The 19,492-nt window shown below is 67.7% G+C and carries 19 protein-coding genes, 1 tRNA gene and 2 pseudogenes; 10 read left to right on the top strand and 12 right to left on the bottom strand.

The annotated features are described in order from the left end of the window. Window positions 1-153 precede the first annotated feature (153 nt). Entirely contained in the window at window positions 154-1,194 is a 1,041-nt protein-coding gene (locus tag LGN17_RS10335; RefSeq protein WP_226196538.1) for an alpha/beta fold hydrolase, read from the bottom strand. Between the two features lie 351 nt (window positions 1,195-1,545). On the opposite strand from LGN17_RS10335, the gene LGN17_RS10330 reads away from it, so the two are divergent. The 3 genes from LGN17_RS10330 to LGN17_RS36465 all read left to right on the top strand — a co-directional run bounded on the left by LGN17_RS10330 (window position 1,546) and on the right by LGN17_RS36465 (window position 4,015). Next, a complete protein-coding gene (locus LGN17_RS10330; protein WP_226196529.1) occupies window positions 1,546-2,487 on the top strand; it encodes a LysR substrate-binding domain-containing protein in 942 nt (313 codons plus the stop codon). Window positions 2,488-2,672: 185 nt separating this feature from the next. After that, window positions 2,673-3,902 (top strand): MFS transporter, encoded by a 1,230-nt coding sequence (locus tag LGN17_RS10325; RefSeq protein ID WP_226196526.1) that lies wholly within the window; start codon window positions 2,673-2,675, stop codon window positions 3,900-3,902. Next, on the top strand, window positions 3,893-4,015 hold the full coding sequence (locus LGN17_RS36465; RefSeq protein WP_264165899.1) for a hypothetical protein: 123 nt from the start codon (window positions 3,893-3,895) through the stop codon (window positions 4,013-4,015). Before LGN17_RS10325 ends, LGN17_RS36465 begins: the two co-directional genes overlap by 10 nt. 22 nt (window positions 4,016-4,037) lie before the next feature. Here the strand turns inward: LGN17_RS36465 and LGN17_RS10320 are convergent, their stop codons facing one another. After that, window positions 4,038-5,516 carry a cryptochrome/photolyase family protein gene (locus tag LGN17_RS10320; protein ID WP_226196524.1) on the bottom strand — a complete coding sequence of 493 codons (1,479 nt, stop codon included), beginning with the start codon at window positions 5,514-5,516 and terminating at the stop codon, window positions 4,038-4,040. Between the two features lie 63 nt (window positions 5,517-5,579). On the opposite strand from LGN17_RS10320, the pseudogene LGN17_RS36460 reads away from it, so the two are divergent. Then, window positions 5,580-5,777, top strand: a pseudogene (locus LGN17_RS36460) (nuclear transport factor 2 family protein); the annotation flags it as partial. Between the two features lie 245 nt (window positions 5,778-6,022). Here the strand turns inward: LGN17_RS36460 and LGN17_RS10310 are convergent. Both LGN17_RS10310 and LGN17_RS10305 read right to left on the bottom strand, forming a co-directional pair. Continuing rightward, window positions 6,023-7,003, bottom strand: a complete 981-nt coding sequence (locus tag LGN17_RS10310) for an acetyltransferase (RefSeq protein ID WP_226196521.1) — start codon at window positions 7,001-7,003, stop codon at window positions 6,023-6,025. A gap of 17 nt (window positions 7,004-7,020) precedes the next feature. Continuing rightward, window positions 7,021-7,230: a hypothetical protein gene (locus tag LGN17_RS10305; protein ID WP_226196519.1), complete on the bottom strand. Its 210-nt coding sequence runs from the start codon at window positions 7,228-7,230 to the stop codon at window positions 7,021-7,023. A 105-nt stretch (window positions 7,231-7,335) separates the two neighbouring features. Between LGN17_RS10305 and LGN17_RS10300 the strand changes: the two genes are divergently transcribed. The 4 genes and pseudogenes from LGN17_RS10300 to LGN17_RS10285 all read left to right on the top strand — a co-directional run bounded on the left by LGN17_RS10300 (window position 7,336) and on the right by LGN17_RS10285 (window position 10,574). Beyond that, window positions 7,336-7,572 (top strand): hypothetical protein, encoded by a 237-nt coding sequence (locus LGN17_RS10300; protein WP_226196516.1) that lies wholly within the window; start codon window positions 7,336-7,338, stop codon window positions 7,570-7,572. Between the two features lie 12 nt (window positions 7,573-7,584). Continuing rightward, window positions 7,585-7,869 (top strand): annotated as a pseudogene (locus LGN17_RS10295) (helix-turn-helix transcriptional regulator); the annotation flags it as partial. A 301-nt stretch (window positions 7,870-8,170) separates the two neighbouring features. Beyond that, on the top strand, window positions 8,171-9,538 hold the full coding sequence (locus LGN17_RS10290; RefSeq protein WP_226196511.1) for an MFS transporter: 1,368 nt from the start codon (window positions 8,171-8,173) through the stop codon (window positions 9,536-9,538). Further along, window positions 9,525-10,574, top strand: coding sequence for a lactonase family protein (locus tag LGN17_RS10285; protein ID WP_226196509.1), 1,050 nt, complete (start codon window positions 9,525-9,527; stop codon window positions 10,572-10,574). Before LGN17_RS10290 ends, LGN17_RS10285 begins: the two co-directional genes overlap by 14 nt. A gap of 61 nt (window positions 10,575-10,635) precedes the next feature. Here the strand turns inward: LGN17_RS10285 and LGN17_RS10280 are convergent, their stop codons facing one another. Next, a complete protein-coding gene (locus LGN17_RS10280; RefSeq protein ID WP_226196506.1) occupies window positions 10,636-11,673 on the bottom strand; it encodes an AraC family transcriptional regulator in 1,038 nt (345 codons plus the stop codon). Window positions 11,674-11,878: 205 nt separating this feature from the next. Between LGN17_RS10280 and LGN17_RS10275 the strand changes: the two genes are divergently transcribed. Continuing rightward, the gene (locus tag LGN17_RS10275) at window positions 11,879-12,988 is read left to right on the top strand and encodes a fatty acid desaturase (RefSeq protein ID WP_226196504.1); all 1,110 of its coding nucleotides are present in this window, start codon (window positions 11,879-11,881) and stop codon (window positions 12,986-12,988) included. A gap of 9 nt (window positions 12,989-12,997) precedes the next feature. On the opposite strand, the gene LGN17_RS10270 is transcribed toward LGN17_RS10275, so the two are convergent. From LGN17_RS10270 to LGN17_RS10240, 7 genes are all read right to left on the bottom strand, one after another. Beyond that, the gene (locus tag LGN17_RS10270) at window positions 12,998-13,618 is read right to left on the bottom strand and encodes an HAD family hydrolase (RefSeq protein WP_226196502.1); all 621 of its coding nucleotides are present in this window, start codon (window positions 13,616-13,618) and stop codon (window positions 12,998-13,000) included. Window positions 13,619-13,763: 145 nt separating this feature from the next. Then, window positions 13,764-14,636 (bottom strand): hypothetical protein, encoded by an 873-nt coding sequence (locus LGN17_RS10265; RefSeq protein WP_226196499.1) that lies wholly within the window; start codon window positions 14,634-14,636, stop codon window positions 13,764-13,766. 51 nt (window positions 14,637-14,687) lie between these two features. Next, complete coding sequence (locus tag LGN17_RS10260) at window positions 14,688-15,344, bottom strand: TerD family protein (RefSeq protein WP_174941756.1); 657 nt, start codon at window positions 15,342-15,344, stop codon at window positions 14,688-14,690. A 100-nt stretch (window positions 15,345-15,444) separates the two neighbouring features. Beyond that, a complete protein-coding gene (locus LGN17_RS10255) occupies window positions 15,445-16,461 on the bottom strand; it encodes a DUF475 domain-containing protein (protein ID WP_226196497.1) in 1,017 nt (338 codons plus the stop codon). Window positions 16,462-16,507: 46 nt separating this feature from the next. Beyond that, on the bottom strand, window positions 16,508-17,254 hold the full coding sequence (locus tag LGN17_RS10250) for a VWA domain-containing protein (protein ID WP_226196495.1): 747 nt from the start codon (window positions 17,252-17,254) through the stop codon (window positions 16,508-16,510). Window positions 17,255-17,274: 20 nt separating this feature from the next. After that, a complete protein-coding gene (locus LGN17_RS10245; RefSeq protein ID WP_226196483.1) occupies window positions 17,275-18,366 on the bottom strand; it encodes a toxic anion resistance protein in 1,092 nt (363 codons plus the stop codon). A gap of 411 nt (window positions 18,367-18,777) precedes the next feature. Next, a complete protein-coding gene (locus LGN17_RS10240; RefSeq protein WP_226196481.1) occupies window positions 18,778-19,083 on the bottom strand; it encodes a hypothetical protein in 306 nt (101 codons plus the stop codon). A 148-nt stretch (window positions 19,084-19,231) separates the two neighbouring features. Here LGN17_RS10240 and LGN17_RS10235 point away from each other — a divergent pair. Further along, window positions 19,232-19,322 (top strand) — tRNA-Ser (locus LGN17_RS10235). Window positions 19,323-19,492 lie beyond the last annotated feature (170 nt).

Here is a 19,492-nt window from a genome sequence, read left to right as displayed (position 1 = left end):
CATGCGGCGGCCTGTGGAACGAAACGTCCGATGTTAATCGATCACGCGGTGCGGCGAGCCGTTGCGACCCGCCGGCGTCAACGGTGCCGGCACCGTGCGCCGCGCTGACGTTTGTCCTCCCGGCATGCGCCAGCGCGACGCGGCCGCCGTCTGTCACCCGTTCGCGGCTACGCCCGGCACACCGCTGCCATGCCCACGCCCGCGCGATGCCGGGTGAATCGCATGCACGTTGCCCGGTGCATCGGCAGGCAGCACGCCGTGTTGCAGCCAGTAGAGCGCCAGCGGCCACAGCGTATCGGTGAAGCGGCTGTGGAAAAACGCGAAATGGCCGATCGCTTCGGCGCCGATGTCGGCCGGCGCGATCCGCAGATGCGTGACGTCGCTGCCCGTGTAGTAGCCGACCAGCCGCTCGATCGCCTCGACCGTGCCGAACCCGTCGTCGTCGAGGCCGATCGCGAGCATCGGCGCCGACAGCCGTGCGAAGCGGGCGGGCAACGCGGCGCGACTCGCGGCGGGTTCGGCGAGCGGGCCGCTCGTATAGCCCTCCTCGAAGCGCGCCCGCGAGCGTACCCACGACAACGCGACGCCGCGCGGCGTGTCCTCCATCCAGCCGAGCCGCTTCGCGGGCACATAGCCGAACGCGGCCGCGAGCACCGGCATCGCGACGTGCCACTTCCACCACATGCGCCGCCGTTCGGCCGGCAAGTAATCGCGCCAGTACGCATACTGCGCACCGACCGTTACCGCATGTCGCACGTGAGCGTTCGATGCGGCGAGCCCGAGCGCGAACCCGCCGATGCTGTGCGCGACGACGTCGATCGGCTGGCCGGCAAACGCGTCACGTGCGTATTGCAGCGCGGCTTCGCAATCGAGCCGCCCCCAGTCGAGCCAGTTCGCGCGCAGCTTCGCGAGCCGCGCCGGGCGCGACCCGCCGATGCCGCGATAGTCGTAGGCGAGCACGTCGCGTCCCTGTGCGAACAGCCAGGCTGCAAAACGAAAGTAGTAGTCGCAACGCACCGAAGTCGCACAATTGATGACCGTGACGGGCCGCGCGACGCTGCCGCCGCGATGGCGCCACACATGGCCGCGCAATTCGTAGCCGTCGGCCGCGCGCAGCGTCACCGGCTCGGGTGGCAATGCGTCCGCCGCGCGGGTGTCCTGTGTCGTCTCGCTGCCTTCGTTCGAAATCGTCATCTTGTCTCCTGTCGACCGCAGTTAGCGCTTAAGCGCTTACTGCGGTCCCATGGCGTGGTTGGGTGGAGTTAGCGCTTCAGCGCTTACTCCACCCCCACGGCGGTCGACCGAAGTTAGCGCTTTAGCGCTTACTGCGGTTCCATGGCGTGGCTGAGTGAAGTTAGCGCTTCAGCGCTTACTCCACCCCCACGGCGGTCGACCGCAGTTAGCGCTTCAGCGCTTACTCGGCCCCCATGCTTCGCAGCCCGGCCGGGACGTCAACCGACGAGCCCCCCACGCCTGCCTCCATTGAACTTGACGCGCCCCGCGTTCTCAACCAATCTTGCTGCTCCGTTCGCATGAGTCACGCGCATGTCAACGCCGCTCGTCCGTCTCCCATCTCTCGACCTCGTCCGCGGTTTCGTCGCCGTCGGTCGCCGCATGAGCATCACGCTCGCCGCGCAGGACCTGTGCGTCACGCAATCGGCGGTCAGCCGGCAGGTGCACGCGCTCGAAGCGCATCTCGGCGTCGCGCTGCTGCAGCGCGGCTACCGGAAGATCGCGTTCACTCCGGAAGGCGAGCGGCTGTTTCGCGTCGCGGATGCGGCACTGCACGGCCTGCAGGACACCGTCGCGTCGCTCGCCGCCGCGCGCGAGCGCCAGCCGGTCACGATCACCGCGAGCATCGGCGTCACCGCACTGTGGCTGCTGCCGCGGCTCGGGCGGCTGCAGGCGCGCCTGCCCGAGATCGACCTGCGCGTCGCCGCGAACGACAAGGTACTCGATTTGCGCACCGAAGGCATCGACCTCGGGATCCGCTATTGTCCGCGCGACCGCGCGCCGGCCGGCGCACTGCGCCTGTTCGACGAGATCGTCGTGCCGGTCGCGCATCCGGCGCTCGCCGCGCGGCCCGTCACGAACGCAGCCGCGATCGCCGACCACGTGCTGCTCGAATTCGACGGGCCGCCGCAGCCGCAATTGCAGTGGCGCGCGCACCTGCACGCGGCCGGGCTCGGCGACGCGCGCCCGAAAGGCGTGCTGCGCTTCAACCAGTACGACCAGGTGATCCAGGCCGCGATCGCGGGCCAGGGCGTCGCACTCGGCCGGCTCGCGCTCGTCGCGCCGATGCTCGCGGACGGGCGGCTCGCGGTGCTCGGGCCGCACACGCAGGCACTGTCGGATGCGTACGGCTACTGGCTGTTCCAGCACGATCCGGCCCCGCGCCGCGAAGTGGCCGACGTCCGCGACTGGATGCTCGCCGAAGCGGCCGAATGCGATGCCGCGATGCGTGCGCACGATATTGCGTCGGCGTAAGCCGGCGCGGTCTTTGCGAACAAGCCCGACCGTTTCAGAGCGCTCCCGCCTCACCCGGCACGCCCCGCATCGCATTCCCTGCACGCATGCCAACCTGACCGAATGATTGCTTGAGCGACGACGGGCCCGATCGTCTAATCGGATCGAGCGCGGCCGCTTTGCCGCGCCTTCATCCGGAGACACGCATGACCCCGATCGAACAGGAAGTCCGCCGCCGCTGGCTGCCCGTCCTGGCTGGCGGCCTGATCATGGGCGCCGCGCTCGGCATCCGCCACGTGCAGGGCCTGTTCCTCGCGCCGGTGTCGCTCGACCACGGCTGGTCGCGCGAAGCATTCGGCCTCGCACTGGCGCTGCAGAACCTGATCTGGGGCGTCGCGCAGCCGTTCACGGGGATGGTCGCCGATCGCTTCGGCTCGCTGCGCGTGATCGTCGCCGGGATGCTGCTGTACGCGGCAGGGCTCGTCACGATGGCCCATGCGGCATCGACCGGCATGTTCACGATCGGCGCGGGGCTCGTGATCGGCATCGCACTGTCGGGCTCGGCGTTCGCGTCGATCTATGGCGCGCTGAGCCGCCTGTTTCCGCCCGACCGGCGCGGCTGGGCGCTTGGCGTCGCCGGCGCGATCGGCGGGCTCGGCCAGTTCTGCATGGTGCCCGTCGCGCAGGAGCTGATCGGCGGCATCGGCTGGCGGCATGCGTTCCTCGCGCTGGCGCTCGTCGCGGTGCTGCTCGCGCCGCTCGCCGTGCTGCTGCGCGACCGGCCGCAGGCTGCCGGCGCCACCGCCGGCCCCGACCAGTCGATCGGCGAAGCCGTGCGCGAGGCGTTCGCGCATCGCGGCTTCTGGCTGCTGAACGCGGGCTTCTTCGCGTGCGGCTTTCAGCTCGCGTTCATCGCGACGCATCTTCCCGCCTACCTGCTCGACCACGGCCTGGCGGCACGCCACGCGAGCGTCGCGCTCGCGCTGATCGCGCTGACCAACGTGGCCGGCACCTATGCGTGCGGCCATCTCGGCGGGCTGCTGCGGCGCAAGTACGTGCTGTCGGCGCTGTACCTCGTGCGGGCGCTCACGATGGCGGTATTCGTCGCCGCGCCGCTGTCGCCCGCGAGCGTCTATGTGTTCGCAGCCGTCATGGGGTTCACGTGGCTCGGCACCGTGCCGCTGACGAACGGCGTGATCTCGCAGGTGTTCGGCGTGCGCTACATCGCGACGCTGTTCGGCTTCGTGTTCTTCGGGCATCAGCTCGGCAGCTTCTTCGGCGTCTGGCTGGGTGCGCTCGTGTACGACGCGACACACTCGTACATGCCGCTGTGGATCGGCTCGATCGCGCTCGGCGTGCTCGCGGCGTTGCTGCACCTGCCGATCGACGACGCGCGCGTCGCGCGTCCGGCATCGGGCAATGCGGCATGGGCATGATCCGCACGGCACTGGCCGCCGTCGCGCTCGCCTTCGTCGCGTGGTGCGGCGCGGCCTATTTCGGTTCTGGCGTCGCGTACGCGCTGCTCGAACACGTCGCGTTCTGCAATTGATGCAGCAACCCGCAGCAGAAGGTCAGCGGCGCTTCGGCAACGCTGCCAGCGCATCGAGCGCACGGGCACGCGCGGCCGCATGCTCGACGAGCGGTTCCGGATAGTCGACGCCGAGCCGCACGCCGGCCGCGTCGAGTTCCAGCGGCGAGGCTTCCCACGGCGCATGGATCGATGCATTGTCGACGCCGGCGAGTTCGGGCACCCAGCGCCGTACGTACGCGCCGTCGGGATCGAACTTCTGCCCCTGCGCGACCGGATTGAAGATGCGGAAATACGGCGCGGCGTCGGCGCCGCAACCGGCCACCCACTGCCAGCTCGCCGCGTTGTTCGCGGGATCGGCATCGACCAGCGTGTCCCAGAACCACGCTTCGCCCGCACGCCAGTCGATCAGCAGATGCTTGATCAGGAACGACGCGACGACCATCCGCACGCGGTTGTGCATCCAGCCGGTCGTCCACAGTTCGCGCAGGCCTGCATCGACGAGCGGATAGCCGGTCAGCCCGCGCTGCCATGCGTGCAGCGCGGTGGAATCGTCGCGCCACGGCATCGCGTCGAACTGCGCGCGGAAATTGTCGGTCGCGAGCGCCGGGAAGTGGTACAGGAGCGTGTAGCTGAACTCGCGCCAGCCGAGCTCGCTCAGGAATTTGTCAGCGTCCGCGGCGACCGCCGCGCCGCCTGCACTCGCGGCGCCCTGCACCGCGTGCCACACCTGTCGCGGCGACACGTTGCCAAAGCGCAGGAACGGCGAAAGCCGGCTCGTCGCGGGACGGTCGGGAAGGTCGCGCGCATCCGCATACCCGGCGAGCGATGTCGTCAGGAATGCGTCGAGTCGGGCGTGCGCCCCGGCTTCGTCGGGCGCGGGCCACGCATCACGCAGGCCGCCGGCCCAATCCGGCACCGGCGGACGCAAAGCCAGCGCGTCCAGCGCCAGCGCGCGGTCACGCACGGCTTTCGGCCACGGATGAAACGCGATCCGCTCGGGCGCCGGCAACGGCGCGGCGACCGTGCGGTCGCGGCGCGCCGCGCGCCAGTACGCGGTGAACACCTGGTACGGCCCGCCGCTGCCCGTCAGCACCTCCCACGGCTCGTTCAGCAGGCTGCCGTTGCTGCTCTCGACCGTGACGCCGCGCGCCTTGAGCGACGCCTTCAGCGCCGCGTCGGCGTCGCGCTGCGGCTGCGCATAGCGGCGGTTCCAGTACACGGCTTCCGCGCCCGTGTCGTGCACGATGCGCTCGATCTCGCGCGGCGCGTCGCCGCGCAACAGCAGCAGGCGTCCGCCATGACGCACCAGCGCCGCGTCGAGCCCGGCCAGCGACCCGTGCAGCCACCAGCGCGCCGCGCCGCCGAGCGCCCGCCCGGCGCCGGCGCCCGTGTCGTCGACGAATACGCACACGAGCGGCCGGCCCGACGCCACCGCGCGCGTCAGCGCGGGCTGGTCGGTCACGCGCAGATCGTCGCGGAACCAGACGATCGCGGGAGCAATGGACGACTTGGCGGGCACGGGCACCTCGATGACGAAAGCGGAAAGAGACGCGTATTGTCGCGGCTGCGCTGCGAGGTGTCGATGTTCGACGAGCACGACGCGGTGTTCACACCCGATGCCGCGATCGACTATCGCGCGATGGGCGGCATCGCCGGCCGCTATCTGGAGGTGAAGGCATGGCTGCGCACCGTGCTGCCGCCGCTTCCGCAATACCGGCACATGGTCGGCAACCTGTCGATCCGACCTGACGGCAGCAATACCGCACGCCGCCGCACGATCTGCTTCAATCCGATGGAGGTCGCGCTGCCGGACGGCGGCACGCAGGTGATGTGTCTCGGGCTTGCGGTACGTCGACCAGTTCGTGCGCACCGCACGGGGTTCGCGCATCGCCGAGCGTGTCGAGGCGCGCTGCTACGGTCGCAACGCGCGGGCCGCGCTCGCGGACGCGACCGGTTGATCCGGCCACGATGCGCACGCCGTGCGATGGCGGCACGGCGTGCGCGTCATCGCAGCCGGCCGCTGCGTCAATCGAGCCGGAACGCCGCCTCGAATCGCTCGGCGAACGCGTCGAACTCGGTTTCCGGCAGATGGTTGATGCCGCCCGCGCGCTTGCGCCCACCGCCGGTCGGAAAGCCGCGACAGAACTCGTCGGCACCGAGCGGCCGACCGTCCGGCACGCGCACGCTCACGACGAGGCCGCCGTCCGCGCGCGGAGACAGCACCGCGAGCGCCGCATGCGGCGCGTTGCGCATCCGCTCGTTCGCGAGCATGCCGGTCGCGCGCCGCGCCCATGGATGATCAGGCATCCGGACCAGCGTCGCGCCGGGCACTTCGCGCAGCGGCACAAGTGCGCACGCGCGCGCCATGTCGTCGCGGTAGCCGTCGCGCAACGCGGCGAACACGGCCGTCTCGCGCACGAAATCGAGCGGGTCGATGCAAGGCAGCATCGCGTCGGCGAGCGCGGCCGGGTCGAAATGCAGATCGCCGACACACTCGCCGTACGCGTTGTAGTTCAGGTAGAGCCCGAGCTCGGCGAGCGTGTCGCGCTCGGCGTCGCCCAGCCCGTGCTCGCGCGCGAGCGCATTGCCGAGCGCCGGCAACTCGTCGCCGAACGCCGCGACGATCGCCCAGCGCGCGTGCCGGCCGCCGAGATAACGGTTCACGATCGCGCTCGTGCAGACGTCGGCCGTCGTATCGATATGCGCGTCGAAACGCGCATCGTCGGGCAGTTCGCCCGCGAAGTGATGGTCGAAATAGCGGACCGTCACGCCATCGCGCAGCAGCCGCGCGCACGCGTCGCGATTCTGGTCGTGCGACACGTCGAGCACGGTGACGCTGTCGCCCGCGCGCGCGTCGATCCGCTCGAGCAGTTTGATGTCGCGCTTCACGCCGGTCACGAGCGTGCCGTGCTCGCCCTCCGCGAGCCGCAGTTGCTGAAGCGCGCACAGGCCGTCCGCATCGCCATTGAACGCGAAGAAATGCCGCGCGTGTTGATTGTCCTGCATGATCCATTGCTCCATCGTCAACGCATGAAATCGCCGCCGTTCGCGCCGAGCGTCGCGCCCGTCACCGCGTTCGCGTAGTCCGACACAAGGAACCGCGCGGCCCTCGCGCAATCGTCGTCGATCGGCAGCTTCGCGAGCGCGAGGTTCGACGCGATCGGCGCGATGATCTGCTCCTCCGTCATGCCGGACTCGGCGGCTGCCTGCCGGAAATACGTCTGGGTCGGCACGCCCCACATCGCCCCATGTGGATGCTGTTCGCGCGAATGCCGTGCACGCCGAATTCGCGTGCCAGGTATTTTGCCGCAACCGCAATCGTCGACGAGGACGGCCACGTGATCAAGCGCAACCGCATTGCCGAGCGGTTGATCGAGCAGCCGGACGGGCTGTGCGTGCGCCAGGAGCGGCTCCATGGGTCGTGCCCGCTCGACGAGCGCCGGCTGCAGAAGGCGTTGCAGGCCGCGCTCGAGCATTTCCGCTCGGGCCCGCTCGCACGCATCGAAGCCAGGACGCTGCCGCGCCCCGGCGGCGCGATGCCGTTGAGCGTGCTGCTGCGCCCGCTCGCGCCCTAACGCGGCGGGGAGGACCGCCAGCACCGGCCGGCCGTCGCGGTGTTCGTCCGCGATCCGCCGGCGTCTCCGCAGACATCGCGTGACTTATTGCACCGGTTGTTCCGGCTCACGCCGATGGAAATCGAAATCGCGCTGCGACGCGTTGACGGGCTGACGCTCGACGAGGCGGCCGCCGCGACCGGCATCACAAAGAACACGGCCCACGCGCACCTGCGCGGCATCTTCGCGAAAACGGGCGCGACGCGGCAGGCCATGCTCGTGACGACGCTGCTCGACAGCGTCGAGTCGATGACGTAGCGGCCGCGACGGCAGTCGCCAAACGGGCGCCCGGTCGATACCCCCCGCGCGCGGGTAGCGATCGGGTATCCAGTGACCGGCGAACTCTCATTTCATTTCATGTCATACGTCATCAGACATGAATGAACAACCGACGCATCTCAAGAAATTCCCCAATATATAGGCAATTACCGGGTAAACCCGCGACGCCTTCCTCCGAACTCAGGCGTACCATGTTATACGACGACATACTACATAGACCACCACCCGGACGCAGAAGCGAGCAACCGCCCCGTCCGCCGCCGCCCGACCGGAGACACGCTTGAACCCGCCCTCGCCCGCTTTGCCCGGACCCGATCCGCTCGCGTCCGCCGTCTCGAAAGTGAAGTGGCACGTGCTGCCGCTCGTGCTGATCATGTTCATCGCGAACTACATCGACCGCGTGAACGTCGGCTTCGTCGATCGCCACCTCGAGGCATCGATCGGCATCGGCGCGGCCGCGTACGGCCTCGGCGCCGGGCTGTTCTTCGTCGGCTACGCGCTGTTCGAGGTGCCGTCGAACCTGCTGATGCAGCGCTACGGCGCACGCGTATGGCTTGCCCGGATCATGGCGACGTGGGGCATCGTCGCGGCCGCGATGGCGTTCGTGTGGAACGACACGTCGTTCTACGCGCTGCGCTTCCTGCTCGGCGCGGCCGAGGCCGGTTTCTTCCCCGGCGTCGTGCTGTACCTGTCGCAATGGCTGCCGCCGCAGGAGCGCGGCAAGGCGATGGCGATCTTCCTCGGCGGCTCCGCGTTCGCGTCGGTGCTGTCCGGGCCAGTCACCGGTGCGTTGTTGTCGATCCGCGGCTTCGGCCTCGAAGGCTGGCAATGGATGTTCCTGATCGAAGGGCTGTTCTCGGTCGCACTGTGCGGCGCGAGCTGGCTGCTGCTGAAATCGCATATCCGCGACGCGACGTGGCTCACGGCCGAGGAACGCACGGCGCTGCAGAACGCGCTCGACGAGGAGCGCGCGACGCGCGACGTCCGCTCGAACGTGCCGGTGCGCGCCACCGCGCTGCTGCGCGATCCGCAGATCATGCTGTTTTGCTTCCTGTATTTCTCGATCCAGCTGACGATCTACGCTGCCACGTTCTGGCTGCCGACGATCATCCGCAAGATGGGCGGGCTCACCGATTTCCAGGTCGGCCTGTACAACACGATTCCGTGGATGATCGCGATCGGCGCGATGTACGGCTTCGCGGTGCTGTCGTCGAAGTGGAAGCATCCGCAGCGCTGGCTCGCGGTCGCGCTCGTGCTCGCCGCATGCGGGCTGTTCGCGTCGACGTCGCACGAGCCGGTCTGGTCGTTCGCGTCGATCTGCTTCGCCGCGCTCGGCTTCAAGGCCGCGGCGTCGCTGTTCTGGCCGATCCCGCAGGGTTATCTCGACACGCGCGTGGCCGCGGCCGTGATCGCGCTGATCAACTCGGTCGGCAACCTCGGCGGCTTCGTCGCGCCGACGGCTTTCGGCTACCTGAAGCAACATACGGGTTCGATCACGGGCGGACTGTATGCGCTCGCGATCGCTTCGCTCGTCGCCGCGGTCGCCGCGCTGTTCGCGCGCACCCACCGGCGCAGCGACCCGCCGCGCGGCCTGCCGGCCGACGACTCCTTCACGAACGCTTCGATGCTCCGCCATGCCGAACACTGACCGCCTGACCGTCGTCGTCTCGAATGCCGCCGACGGCGACCTCGCCACGTTCTCCCTCACGACCGACGGCACGCTCGCGCCGCTCGCCCGCTACCCGGCGGCCGACGTTGCAATGCCGATCGCCGTGCAGGCCGACCGTGCGGGGCTGTACGTCGCGACGCGCGGCGAACAGCCGACGATCGTCGCGTTCCGCATCGTGCCGGCCACCGGCGCGCTCGTGCGCATCGGTGCGACCGCGATCGACGCCAGCCACGCCTATCTGTCGCTCGACCGCAGCGGCCGCTGGCTGCTCGGCGCGTCGTACGGCGGAAATTCGCTGAGCCTCTACGACGCCGCGCGCGTGCGCGACGGCGACGGCACGCCGCTGCAGGTCGCGGGCGGCATCGCGAACGCACATTCGGTGATCGTGTCGGCGGACGATCGTTTCGCCTATGTCAGCTCACTCGGCTCGGATCGCGTGTTCAGCTTCGCGCTCGTCGAAGACGCGGCCGGCCTGCGCGCACTCGAACACGGCGAAACGCGCGTGCCGGCCGGGTTCGGCCCGCGTCACCTGCAATTTGCGGAAGACGGCCGCAAGCTCGTCGTCGTCAGCGAATTCCAGGCCACGCTCGCGACGTTCGCGCGCGACCCCGACACCGGCCGGCTGGGCGATGCACGCGTGAGCGCACGCCATCCGGCCGTCGCCGAACTCGCGCAAGGCCACGCTCGGCCGCCCGCGCCCGCCGAGCCGTCCGTCTGGGCCGCCGACCTGCACCTGACGCCCGACGAGCGTTTCGCCTACGTCAGCGAACGCACGTCGAGCCGCCTGCTCTGCTATCGCCGCACCGAAGACGGAACGTTCGAGCCCGCACACGCGACGACCACCGAGACGCAGCCGCGCGGGTTCGCAATCGACCCGTCGGGGCGCTGGCTCGTCGCCTGCGGTGAACAGTCGGAATACGTGTCGGTGTATGCGATCGCGCCGGACGACGGTGCGCTGTCGCCGCACGCGCGCGTGCCGGGCGGGCACGGTGCGAACTGGGTCGCGATCATCTGAAGCCGTGACACGCGGAGCATGACTCGGCAGGCCCGCCACGCAGGCGCGCGCTTGCCCGCGTTCAGCGCCGCTCGCTCGGCGCGACGCCCGTCCAGCGCTTGAACGCACGCGTGAAGTTAGCGCGATCCGTATAGCCGACCCGCGCGGCGATCTCGTCGACCGGCAGCCGCGTCCCCTCAAGCAGCCGCAGCGCGTCGCGCAGCCGGATCTCGTCGAGCAGTGCCGAATAAGTCGCGCCGTACTCGGCGAGCTTGCGCTTGAGCGTACGCGCCGATACGTGCAGTTCGCGTGCGACGTCGTCGACCGATGGATAGCCGCCCTCGCCGCAGATCAGCAGGTTGCGCACGCGCTCGACGATGCTTTCCGCATAGCCGAGCCGCGCGAGTTCGGCCTCGCACTGCTGCACGATCATCTGCGCGGTGTGCGCGTTCGCGGTGCCGATCGGTTCGTCGAGCAGCGCGGCGTCGCAGCGGATGCGGTTCGCGCTCGCGTCGAAATGGCAGCGCGGCAGCCGCCCACGATAACGCTCGAACCACGGCGGTTCGGGCCATTCGAAATGGAGTTCGGCACGCGACTGCAGCGTGCGACCCGGCACCGGATACAGCAGCGAATTGAACAGGATCGCCGTCTCGACCAGGAAGTTCTCGACCGCGAACTGCCGCAGCCGGCCGAGCGGAAACGCTTCGAACACGTCGATGTCGACGGTCCCGTCGAGCTGCGTGAGCCGCACCGAAAAGAACGGCACGCGTGTCGGCAGATAGCGGATGCCAAGCGAGATCGCCTCGCCGAGCGTCGCGCAGCTCATCAGCCCGAAGCCGATCAGTCCCGCTTTCGTCAGGCTGCTGCGCAGGCCGATCTCGATCGCGATCGACGGGTCGTCCGTCGCGTCGAGCAGGTTGAACACGATCGCCGCCTGCTGCAGCGGCGTGATGCGCGCATCGGGCTGCGCGAGCCGCTCGCGCTCGACGCCCGAGCCGGCGAGAACGCGGCTGCCGTCGATGCCGCGCTCCTCCGCCAGCATCAGCATGAACAGCGCATACGCGGACGACACCGTCGCCTTGTTCAGCTGGCGGGCGGCATCCGGGACGGACAGGACCATGCGGCGGACTCCGGAGCGGTTTCGGCGGATTGTAGCGTCGCTGGCCCGCAATGACACCGGGGCGAGACTCTAGCCGCGCCGGCCGGCCATCGTGGCCCGAAATGACACCACCATTGGCACCCGCGGCCCTCGCGTGTGCTCCGGTGCACGCCTATGCTTGTCACATCGGCATTGCGCCCCACTCTTTCCGCAGGAATCCCGGTCGATGAGCCAACCCGCACGAACCGCCTTTCGCAACGACGCGGACAAGGTCGCGTACGTCCGCCGCGAGGTCAACGCCGCGAGCGACGCGATCCGCGCACGCTTTCCGCTGCTCGACAACCAGAACCTCGTCGGCGCGACCGTGATGGCCGTCTCGGTCGCCGCGATGCTCGCGATCGCGTGGCTGTATGCGCGCGGCGCGATCGCGTGGTACGTCGCGCTGCCGCTCGCCGCGTTCGTCACGTCGCTGATCCACGAGCTCGAGCACGACCTGATCCACCTGATGTACTTCAAGAAGACGCCGTGGGCCTATCACCTGATGATGGCGCTGTGCTGGCTCACGCGGCCCGGCACGATCAACCCGTGGACGCGGCGGCGCATGCACCTGCATCACCACAAGGTATCGGGCGGCGAATCGGATCTCGAGGAATTCGGCATCACGAACGGCGAGCGCTGGGGCGTGAAGCGCCTGCTGATGATCGCGGACGGCATGCTCGCCGTCGTGCTGCGGCCGGCCGCGATGCGCCGCAAGGTGAAGCAGTACGTGGCCGCGCAGCCGGTACAGGATCCGTCCGAGCGCCTGCAGTTGCGCGTCGAGCAAGTATCGTCTTACATGCCGGTCGGTCACGTGTATTACGTGCTGTGGCATGCGTTCATCGTCTATCACGTCGGCCTGTTCGCGCTGCATGCGTTCGGCTACCCGGTGACGGTGCCGGCCGTCGTCGAGCGCGTGATGCGCGTCGTCGATTTCCTGGCCGTGGTGTGGCTCGGGCCGAACTTCGTGCGCAGCTTCTGCATCAACTTCGTCAGCTCGAACATGCATTACTTCGGCGACATCGATTCGCGCAACGTGATCCAGCAGACGCAGGTGCTCAACCCGTGGTGGATGCTGCCGCTCCAGCTGTTCTGCTTCAACTTCGGCAGCACGCACGCGATTCATCACTTCGTGGTGCGCGACCCGTTCTACATCCGCCAGCTGACCGCGCGCACCGCGCATGCGGCGCTGCGTGAAGTCGGCGTGCGCTTCAACGATACCGGCACGTTCGCGCGGGCGAATCGCTGGGGCGGTTATCGCCCGGCGCGTGATACGCGCCAGGCTCGGGCCGACGCATAACGCGCCACCTCAACCACCGATCGGCGGCATCGGCCCTTGCCCGCGGATCCACGACCAGTTCGCGAGCTCGGCCATTTCCTTGTCGCCACGGCTGTCGCCATACGCGAACAGCTGTTTCGGCGGCCGGTTGCCCCACCACCCGCGCAGCCGCACGACCTTCTGCGGCCCCCAGCAGTTTTCGCCGTCGAGCCGCCCGGTGAAGGTGCCGCGCTCGAACGCGAGCCGCGTCGCGAGCACCGCATCGAAGCCGGCCGTCTTCGCCCACTTCTCCAGATACAGCGACGGCGACGCGCTCACCAGCACGACTTCGTGCCCACGGGCCCGATGCTCGCGGATGCGCTCGAGCATTTCCGGACGCACGAGGCTCGGCAGATAGCTGTCGACGAAGGTGCGCGCCTGCGCATCGAGCGCGTCTTCGCGCACCGGCCCGAACGCGAACGACGCGAACTTCGCCTTCGCGTCGCCGCGCGACATCAGGCCGGCCTTCATCGCGACGATCCACGGCAGTGCGCGCAATCCGGCCCACGCGAAGCGCGGCGTGCCGACCGCATAGCGGACGAAATGGCGAAAGCTGTCGGTCGTCGTGATGGTGCCGTCGAAATCGAATGCGGCAACGATGCGGTCAGTCATGGAGAATCGGCGGGAAAGCGATGAGATGCCCGGGAAGATAGCAGACTCGCGCCGGTGCACGTGAAATGACGCGACGCAGCGCGGCCTGCGCAGCGAACGCGCGCGCCGCCACGGCGCACGCGTTCGTACCCTTCGCGCCGTTCCCTCAGCGCTGCGGCCGCGCCGCCAATGCCGCCGGCAGCACGACGTTCATCAGGTGATCGGCGCGCGACAGCAGATCGGTCACGCGCTCGTCGAGCCCGCGCAATTGCGCGGGTTGCATGCGGATCTGCTGCACCGCCTGCCCGACGATGTTGCGGCGGTCGAACAGCGTGCGCTCGACACCCGCATCGTCCGGCGCGCGCACGACATCCGACACCGCGCTCAGCGCCGCGAGCACGACCACGAGGTTTTCTTCCGCGTGGCGAACCTTCGCGGCAAGCTCCTCGGTACGGCGCGGGAAAAAGCCGAGCGACTGCTTGAGCGCCCCGATCGCCGCACGGTAGTCGACATGGCCCGTCGCCGCGCCGAACCAGCGTTCGAACATGCCGGCCTTGCGTGTCGCCTGCGCGAGCATGCCGGCCATCATGTCGGCCGCGCCGAGTTCATTGAATTCGCGCGTCGTTGCCGCGACGGCTTCGACGAGGTTGCCCGCCGTCTCCAGCGCGCCGTCGCCGATCGTCGCGACCGTCGCGAGCTTGAGCGGCACCAGTTGCCGGATGTGCCGCTCGATGCGCGGCGCGTAGTCGGGGTAGAGATTCGGGAAGCGGGCCTGCGCGGCGCGGAAGCACGCTTCGAGCTGCGGATGGTTCGACTCGCCGAACACCGCCCGGCCGACCGCCTCGGCCGGTGCCGTGCGCACGGCTTTATCGGACGCGGGCGTGGGCCCGAAGTCGAGCGCCTGCGGCGCCGGCCGCTCGGGCCCGCGCGCAACCGGCGCCGCGGACGCGGGCGGCGCGTCGAACGCAAGACGCCCGGGCGTGCGCTCGGGCGTCGTATCGAACTCGAGCCGCTTCGGCTCGTCTGACGGATTCGTCATCGCTGCTTCCCGCCCGGCGCGGCGGTATCCCGCCCGCCGGGCTGCCGCCAGTCAGACCGCGCCGCCGTACGCGCGCACGAAGTCGCCCAGGCCCCGGTTGTAGCCGGCGCCAACCGCCTTGAACATGAAGTGGCCGTCGCGGCGATAGAAGCTGCCGACCTGCACCGACGTCTCCATCGAGAAATCTTCCTCGAGCGCGTACTTCGCGATCACCGCGCCCGACACTTCGTCGGCGATCTGGATGTAGCTGTTGCGCACCTGGCCGAAATTCTGGCGACGCGCTTCGGCCTGGTCGATCGTCACGACCACCGAGATTTCCTCGACGTCGGCCGCGAGCTTCGTCACGTCGATGAAGATCACCTCATCGTCGCCGTCGCCGCTGCCCGTGCGGTTGTCACCGCTATGCACGACACCCAGGCACTTCGACGCGGGCATCCCGCGCTTCGGGAAATCGTCGCCCGGCTGGATAAAGGTGTCTTTGCGCTCCATCGTGCGCACTTCGCTGTTGTAGAACACGAAGTGCTGATCCGAGATCAGCTTCGGGTTGCTCTGCGCGTCGTACTTGCACAGGAACACCGACACGTCGAGATCGAAGTCCGTACCCGTGTCCGTCGCGTTCGCGTCCCAGCCGAGACCGATGCGGAACTTCTGCGTGCCGGGCGCTTCCTTCGACAGGTTGACGCGACCGCCTTTCGACAAATTGATCATTTGAACCTCTTCTGCTGGAACCGCCGTTGCGCCGGCGGCAATGCCGGGCCGCCCTGCGCGGCCCCTCGTTGATGGTGTTCGACCCGCGCGTCGCGCGTGATTACTCGCCCGCCACGGCCGTCCGGTTTTCCCTGCGTTGCACGACGATCGACGACCACACGGCCGCGGCGATCATCGCCGCGCCGATCAGGCCGGTGACGACCTCGGGCACCTCGAACTTCACGCCGAGGAACATGATCGTTGCGAGCGCACCGATCGCCCAGAAGGCGCCGTGCTCGAGAAAGCGATACTGCGCGAGCGTGCCCTTCTTCAGCAGCACGAGCGTCATCTCCCGGATGTAGGCCGCGCCGACGCCGAGGCCCAGCGCGATCAGGAAGATGTTGTTCGACAGCGCGAATGCGCCGATCACGCCGTCGAAGCTGAACGACGAATCGAGCACTTCGAGATACATGAAACCCGCGACGCCTTCGCGCACCACGCGCGTGCCCGTCTCCTCGCCACCGATGAGGTCGCCGATGCCGTGCGCGATCACGAAGCTGATCACGCCGAACGCGCCCGCGAGCAGGAAGCCCACCTGCTCGACCGCCGGCACGTAGAGCGACGCAATGATGATGATCGCGAGCGTCAGCGCCACTTCCAGCGCCGTGATGCGGCCGAGGTGGCTCATCGGGCCTTCCAGGAAGCCGATCCAGTGCTCGTCCTTCTCGGTGTCGAGCATGAACTTGAAGAACACCATCAGCAGGAATGCGCCGCCGAATGCGGATACCTGGTGATGCGCGGACGTGAGGATCGCCGCGTACTGCTCCGGCGACTCAATCGCGAGCTTCAGCGCGTCCCACATTCCGATGTGGCCGATCACGGCAACGATCAGCAGCGGGAACACGAGCCGCATGCCGAACACGGCGACCGGCAGGCCGAACACCATGAAGCGGTTGCGCCACTTCTCCGACCAGTTCTTGAGCACCGATGCATTGACGACCGCGTTGTCGAGCGACAGCGAGATTTCCAGCACGGACAGGACCGCGACGATCAGCATGTCCTTCACGCCGCCGAGGAGATAGGCCGCGACGAGTGCGAGCACCGTGAGCGACAACGGGATCTTGAAGTCTTTCAACATGATAGGGGGGTAATCGAGTTCCGGATAAAAGGCGTGCGGGCCGCGCTTACTTCGCGCGCACCCAGTCGCAGAATTCCTGCGTGATCAGCTGTTCGTAGATCTGTTCGTCGCTGACGTCGAGCGATTCGAGATGCAGGAAGCCGACGTTCGGCATCTCGTCCGCGACTTCCGCGAGGAAGCCGAATTCGCTCGGATCGCCGACGCCGACGAGCGACCAGTACAGCGGGTAGTGCTGCGACTCGGCCAGCAGCTGGCGCACGCGCTTGCGATCGTTCTTCGGGTTCTGGCCGTCGGTGACGAACAACACCCACGCGGGCAGATGGCCGTTCACCGGCGCGGAAGCGGCCGGCGCGGGCGTCTCGTCCGCACCGCCGAACAGCCGGCTCAGGAAGCCTCGCTTTTCTTCGCGTTTCGGCGACGGCTCCGGCGCGCGAAAGAAGAAGTCGACGATGTCGTTCATCACCGGCGCGTACTGCGTGCCGCCCCACTTGTCGATCCGCGCGTTGAGCACGTGATCGGAGATGTATGAACCGTAGTTGTCCGGCGTCGCGGTCGGCAGGCGGTCGTAGCCTTCGGTGAAGGTCCACGTGTCGACTTCGCCGTTGTCGTCGAACTTCAGTGCGATGCCGAGGATCCGGTCGTGCGTGTCCTGAATCACGCCCGACTGGTACAGCGGCTTCGCGGAGCCGGAGATGTCGAGCGCCGCGCCGACGCGCACGACGGGCGGCTTCAGGATCTGGCGTTTTTCGAGGACGATCGCGACCTTCGCCGCGCGTTTCTCAAGCGTAATCATGCGGAGTTCTCTCGGTTCTTTCAGTTGTGCTTCGGAGCGAATCGGGTGATCAGGTCCTGTTCGAGCTGGCGCAGGCGCGGCGCGTCCTGCTCGCGCTGGCGCTTGCCGTCGGCGATGATCTGCGTGATGTCGTCGAATGCGCCGAACAGCTGCTGCTGCGCGTATTCAAACGTGTCGGTCGAGATCACCGGACGCTGGCCGAGCTTCGCGACTTCCTGCGCGTTCTGGCGGTTCAGGTCGGCCTGCGCGCGGATCGCCTCGTCGGCCGCGTCGTACGTCGCGTTCGCGAGCGCTGCCGCGCGCTTCGTGCTGAGCTGCTCGAGGTAGAGCGCGAACGCATTGGTCCACGCGGGGATCAGCACGGTCTTGATCGTCATGAACTTCGACGTCAGCGTGCGTTTCTGGTCCTGCTCCATCCGGATCTGCGGCGCGAGCTGCTTCGACATCAGCATCGCGCGGTCGAGGTCGTCGAGCTTGCTTTCGAGCGCGTCGACCTTGCGCTTCACGTCGAGCAGGCGTTGCGCGGCGAACGCGTCGTCCAGCGGCTGCTGGCCGGCCGCGAGATGCGCGCGCAGCGTCGCGAGCGCGGCTTCGCCGTGCGCTTTCGACTGCGCCAGCTCCTGGTGCAGCGCGTAGTTGTCGTTGTACATCCGCTCGAGCTCGTCGATGCCGGCCTTCTGGCGCTGCGCATGGTTCTCGAGCTCGACGACGAGCGTGTCCATCCGCTTGCTCACCGACTCGTATTGCGACAGCAGCTTCTCCTTGGTCGAACGGAACAGCCGCGTGACCTGTGTGAGCAGCCCGCCCTTGTCGGCGCCGCGCGGATCGAGCCCCTTCGCGGTCGCGATCAGTTCGTTGAGCTTGTCGCCGAACTGGTCGGCATCCGACGCGCGGACGCTCGCGAGAATCTGCTGGGAGAAGGCAGCGATCCGCGTGCCCTGCGTCGCACCGAGCTGGTCGATCTCGTCGACGGTGATCAGGCGAACGTTCTCCGCCGGGCGTGCCGCCGGCACGGCAACAGCGGCGGCAGGCATGACGACGGGAGACGAAGACGGGGTGGAAGGACGATCGCTGACCGCATTGGCGTTCTTGTCGTCGAATAGCGGCTTCATGTGGCTACCACGTTTCCTTTTCTGCTTTTTGCTGCGTGTTGTCATGCGCGCAAGGCGCGCATCCGCGATTGCCGCCGTGCTCTCTCACGGGCGGCAGACGGACAATAAATGGCTCGAGCGCCTTGCGTCAAGGGAAGGAATTCTTTCAATTTCCATTCATTTTGTAATGTGCCGGGTGAGCACAATGGCCGACCGTCGCCGTTCCTGCCGCCGTGCACGTTGGTCGTGCAGGATTCGGACACATCAAAACTTACATGTCCGACCAATGCGAAAGAGAAATGAAACCGCCCGTTTTGTCTGGTTTCAGACGGCGCACACGCTCGGGCAACGCACTCGCAAGCGCCGATCGCACATTACCGACCCTGTACGCGATTCATCCCGAGCCGCGGTAACACGAACGGTACCGATCGGTCACGAATCGTGAAATCCCGTCGCCCGTCGATGTCGACGAGCTGTCGCGCTGAAATGACGGTCGTCGGCCCACGTCATGTCGTCCAGATAGCACGACGCGTACATCGAGCCGACCGTGTGCCGTGCGAGTTGCTTCAACGGGTCCTTCGACACGAGCGTGAACGTGACGGCCTTCTCGAACGGGTAGTCGTAGGCGATGACTAGCGGATAGGCGGCCGGCGACTCGAACCGGCGAAGCAGCACATAGCCGGAAACAGTGAGGCCGCAACGCTCGCCGTTCACGAGCACATGAGTGCGCAATGTCACGAACAAGTCGTACTGGTCGTCGACAACCGGCGGATACTTGACGCAGGGCGATCCGCGCTCGGTGTGGCTGTCGATGACGACGGATTTTTGACGATCACGGAAGGGAGTGGCGGGCTGTCACCAGAGTTTGCTATACTCTCGGTCTTCCGGAGAGATGGATGAGTGGTTTAAGTCGCACGCCTGGAAAGCGTGTATAGGTTAATCGCCTATCGGGGGTTCGAATCCCCCTCTCTCCGCCAGAGACATCAAAAAAGCCCCGCAAAATCAATGACTTGCGGGGCTTTTTGTTTGGTTCATCGCGGAAAATCGTGGAGGGTTTGAGAGCGATTGCGTAACCTGACGCCTGACTTTAAGGAGGTCAGGAGGAAGAATTGCTCGATCGCAAGGCGCTTCAGGCACTGGGTTGCTG

It is taken from the genome of Burkholderia sp. AU30280 (genome assembly GCF_020420125.1).
Taxonomy (GTDB): Bacteria; Pseudomonadota; Gammaproteobacteria; order Burkholderiales; family Burkholderiaceae; genus Burkholderia.
The sequence above is the reverse complement of the archived record's forward strand: the minus strand, read 5'-3'. Positions and strand labels throughout refer to the sequence as shown.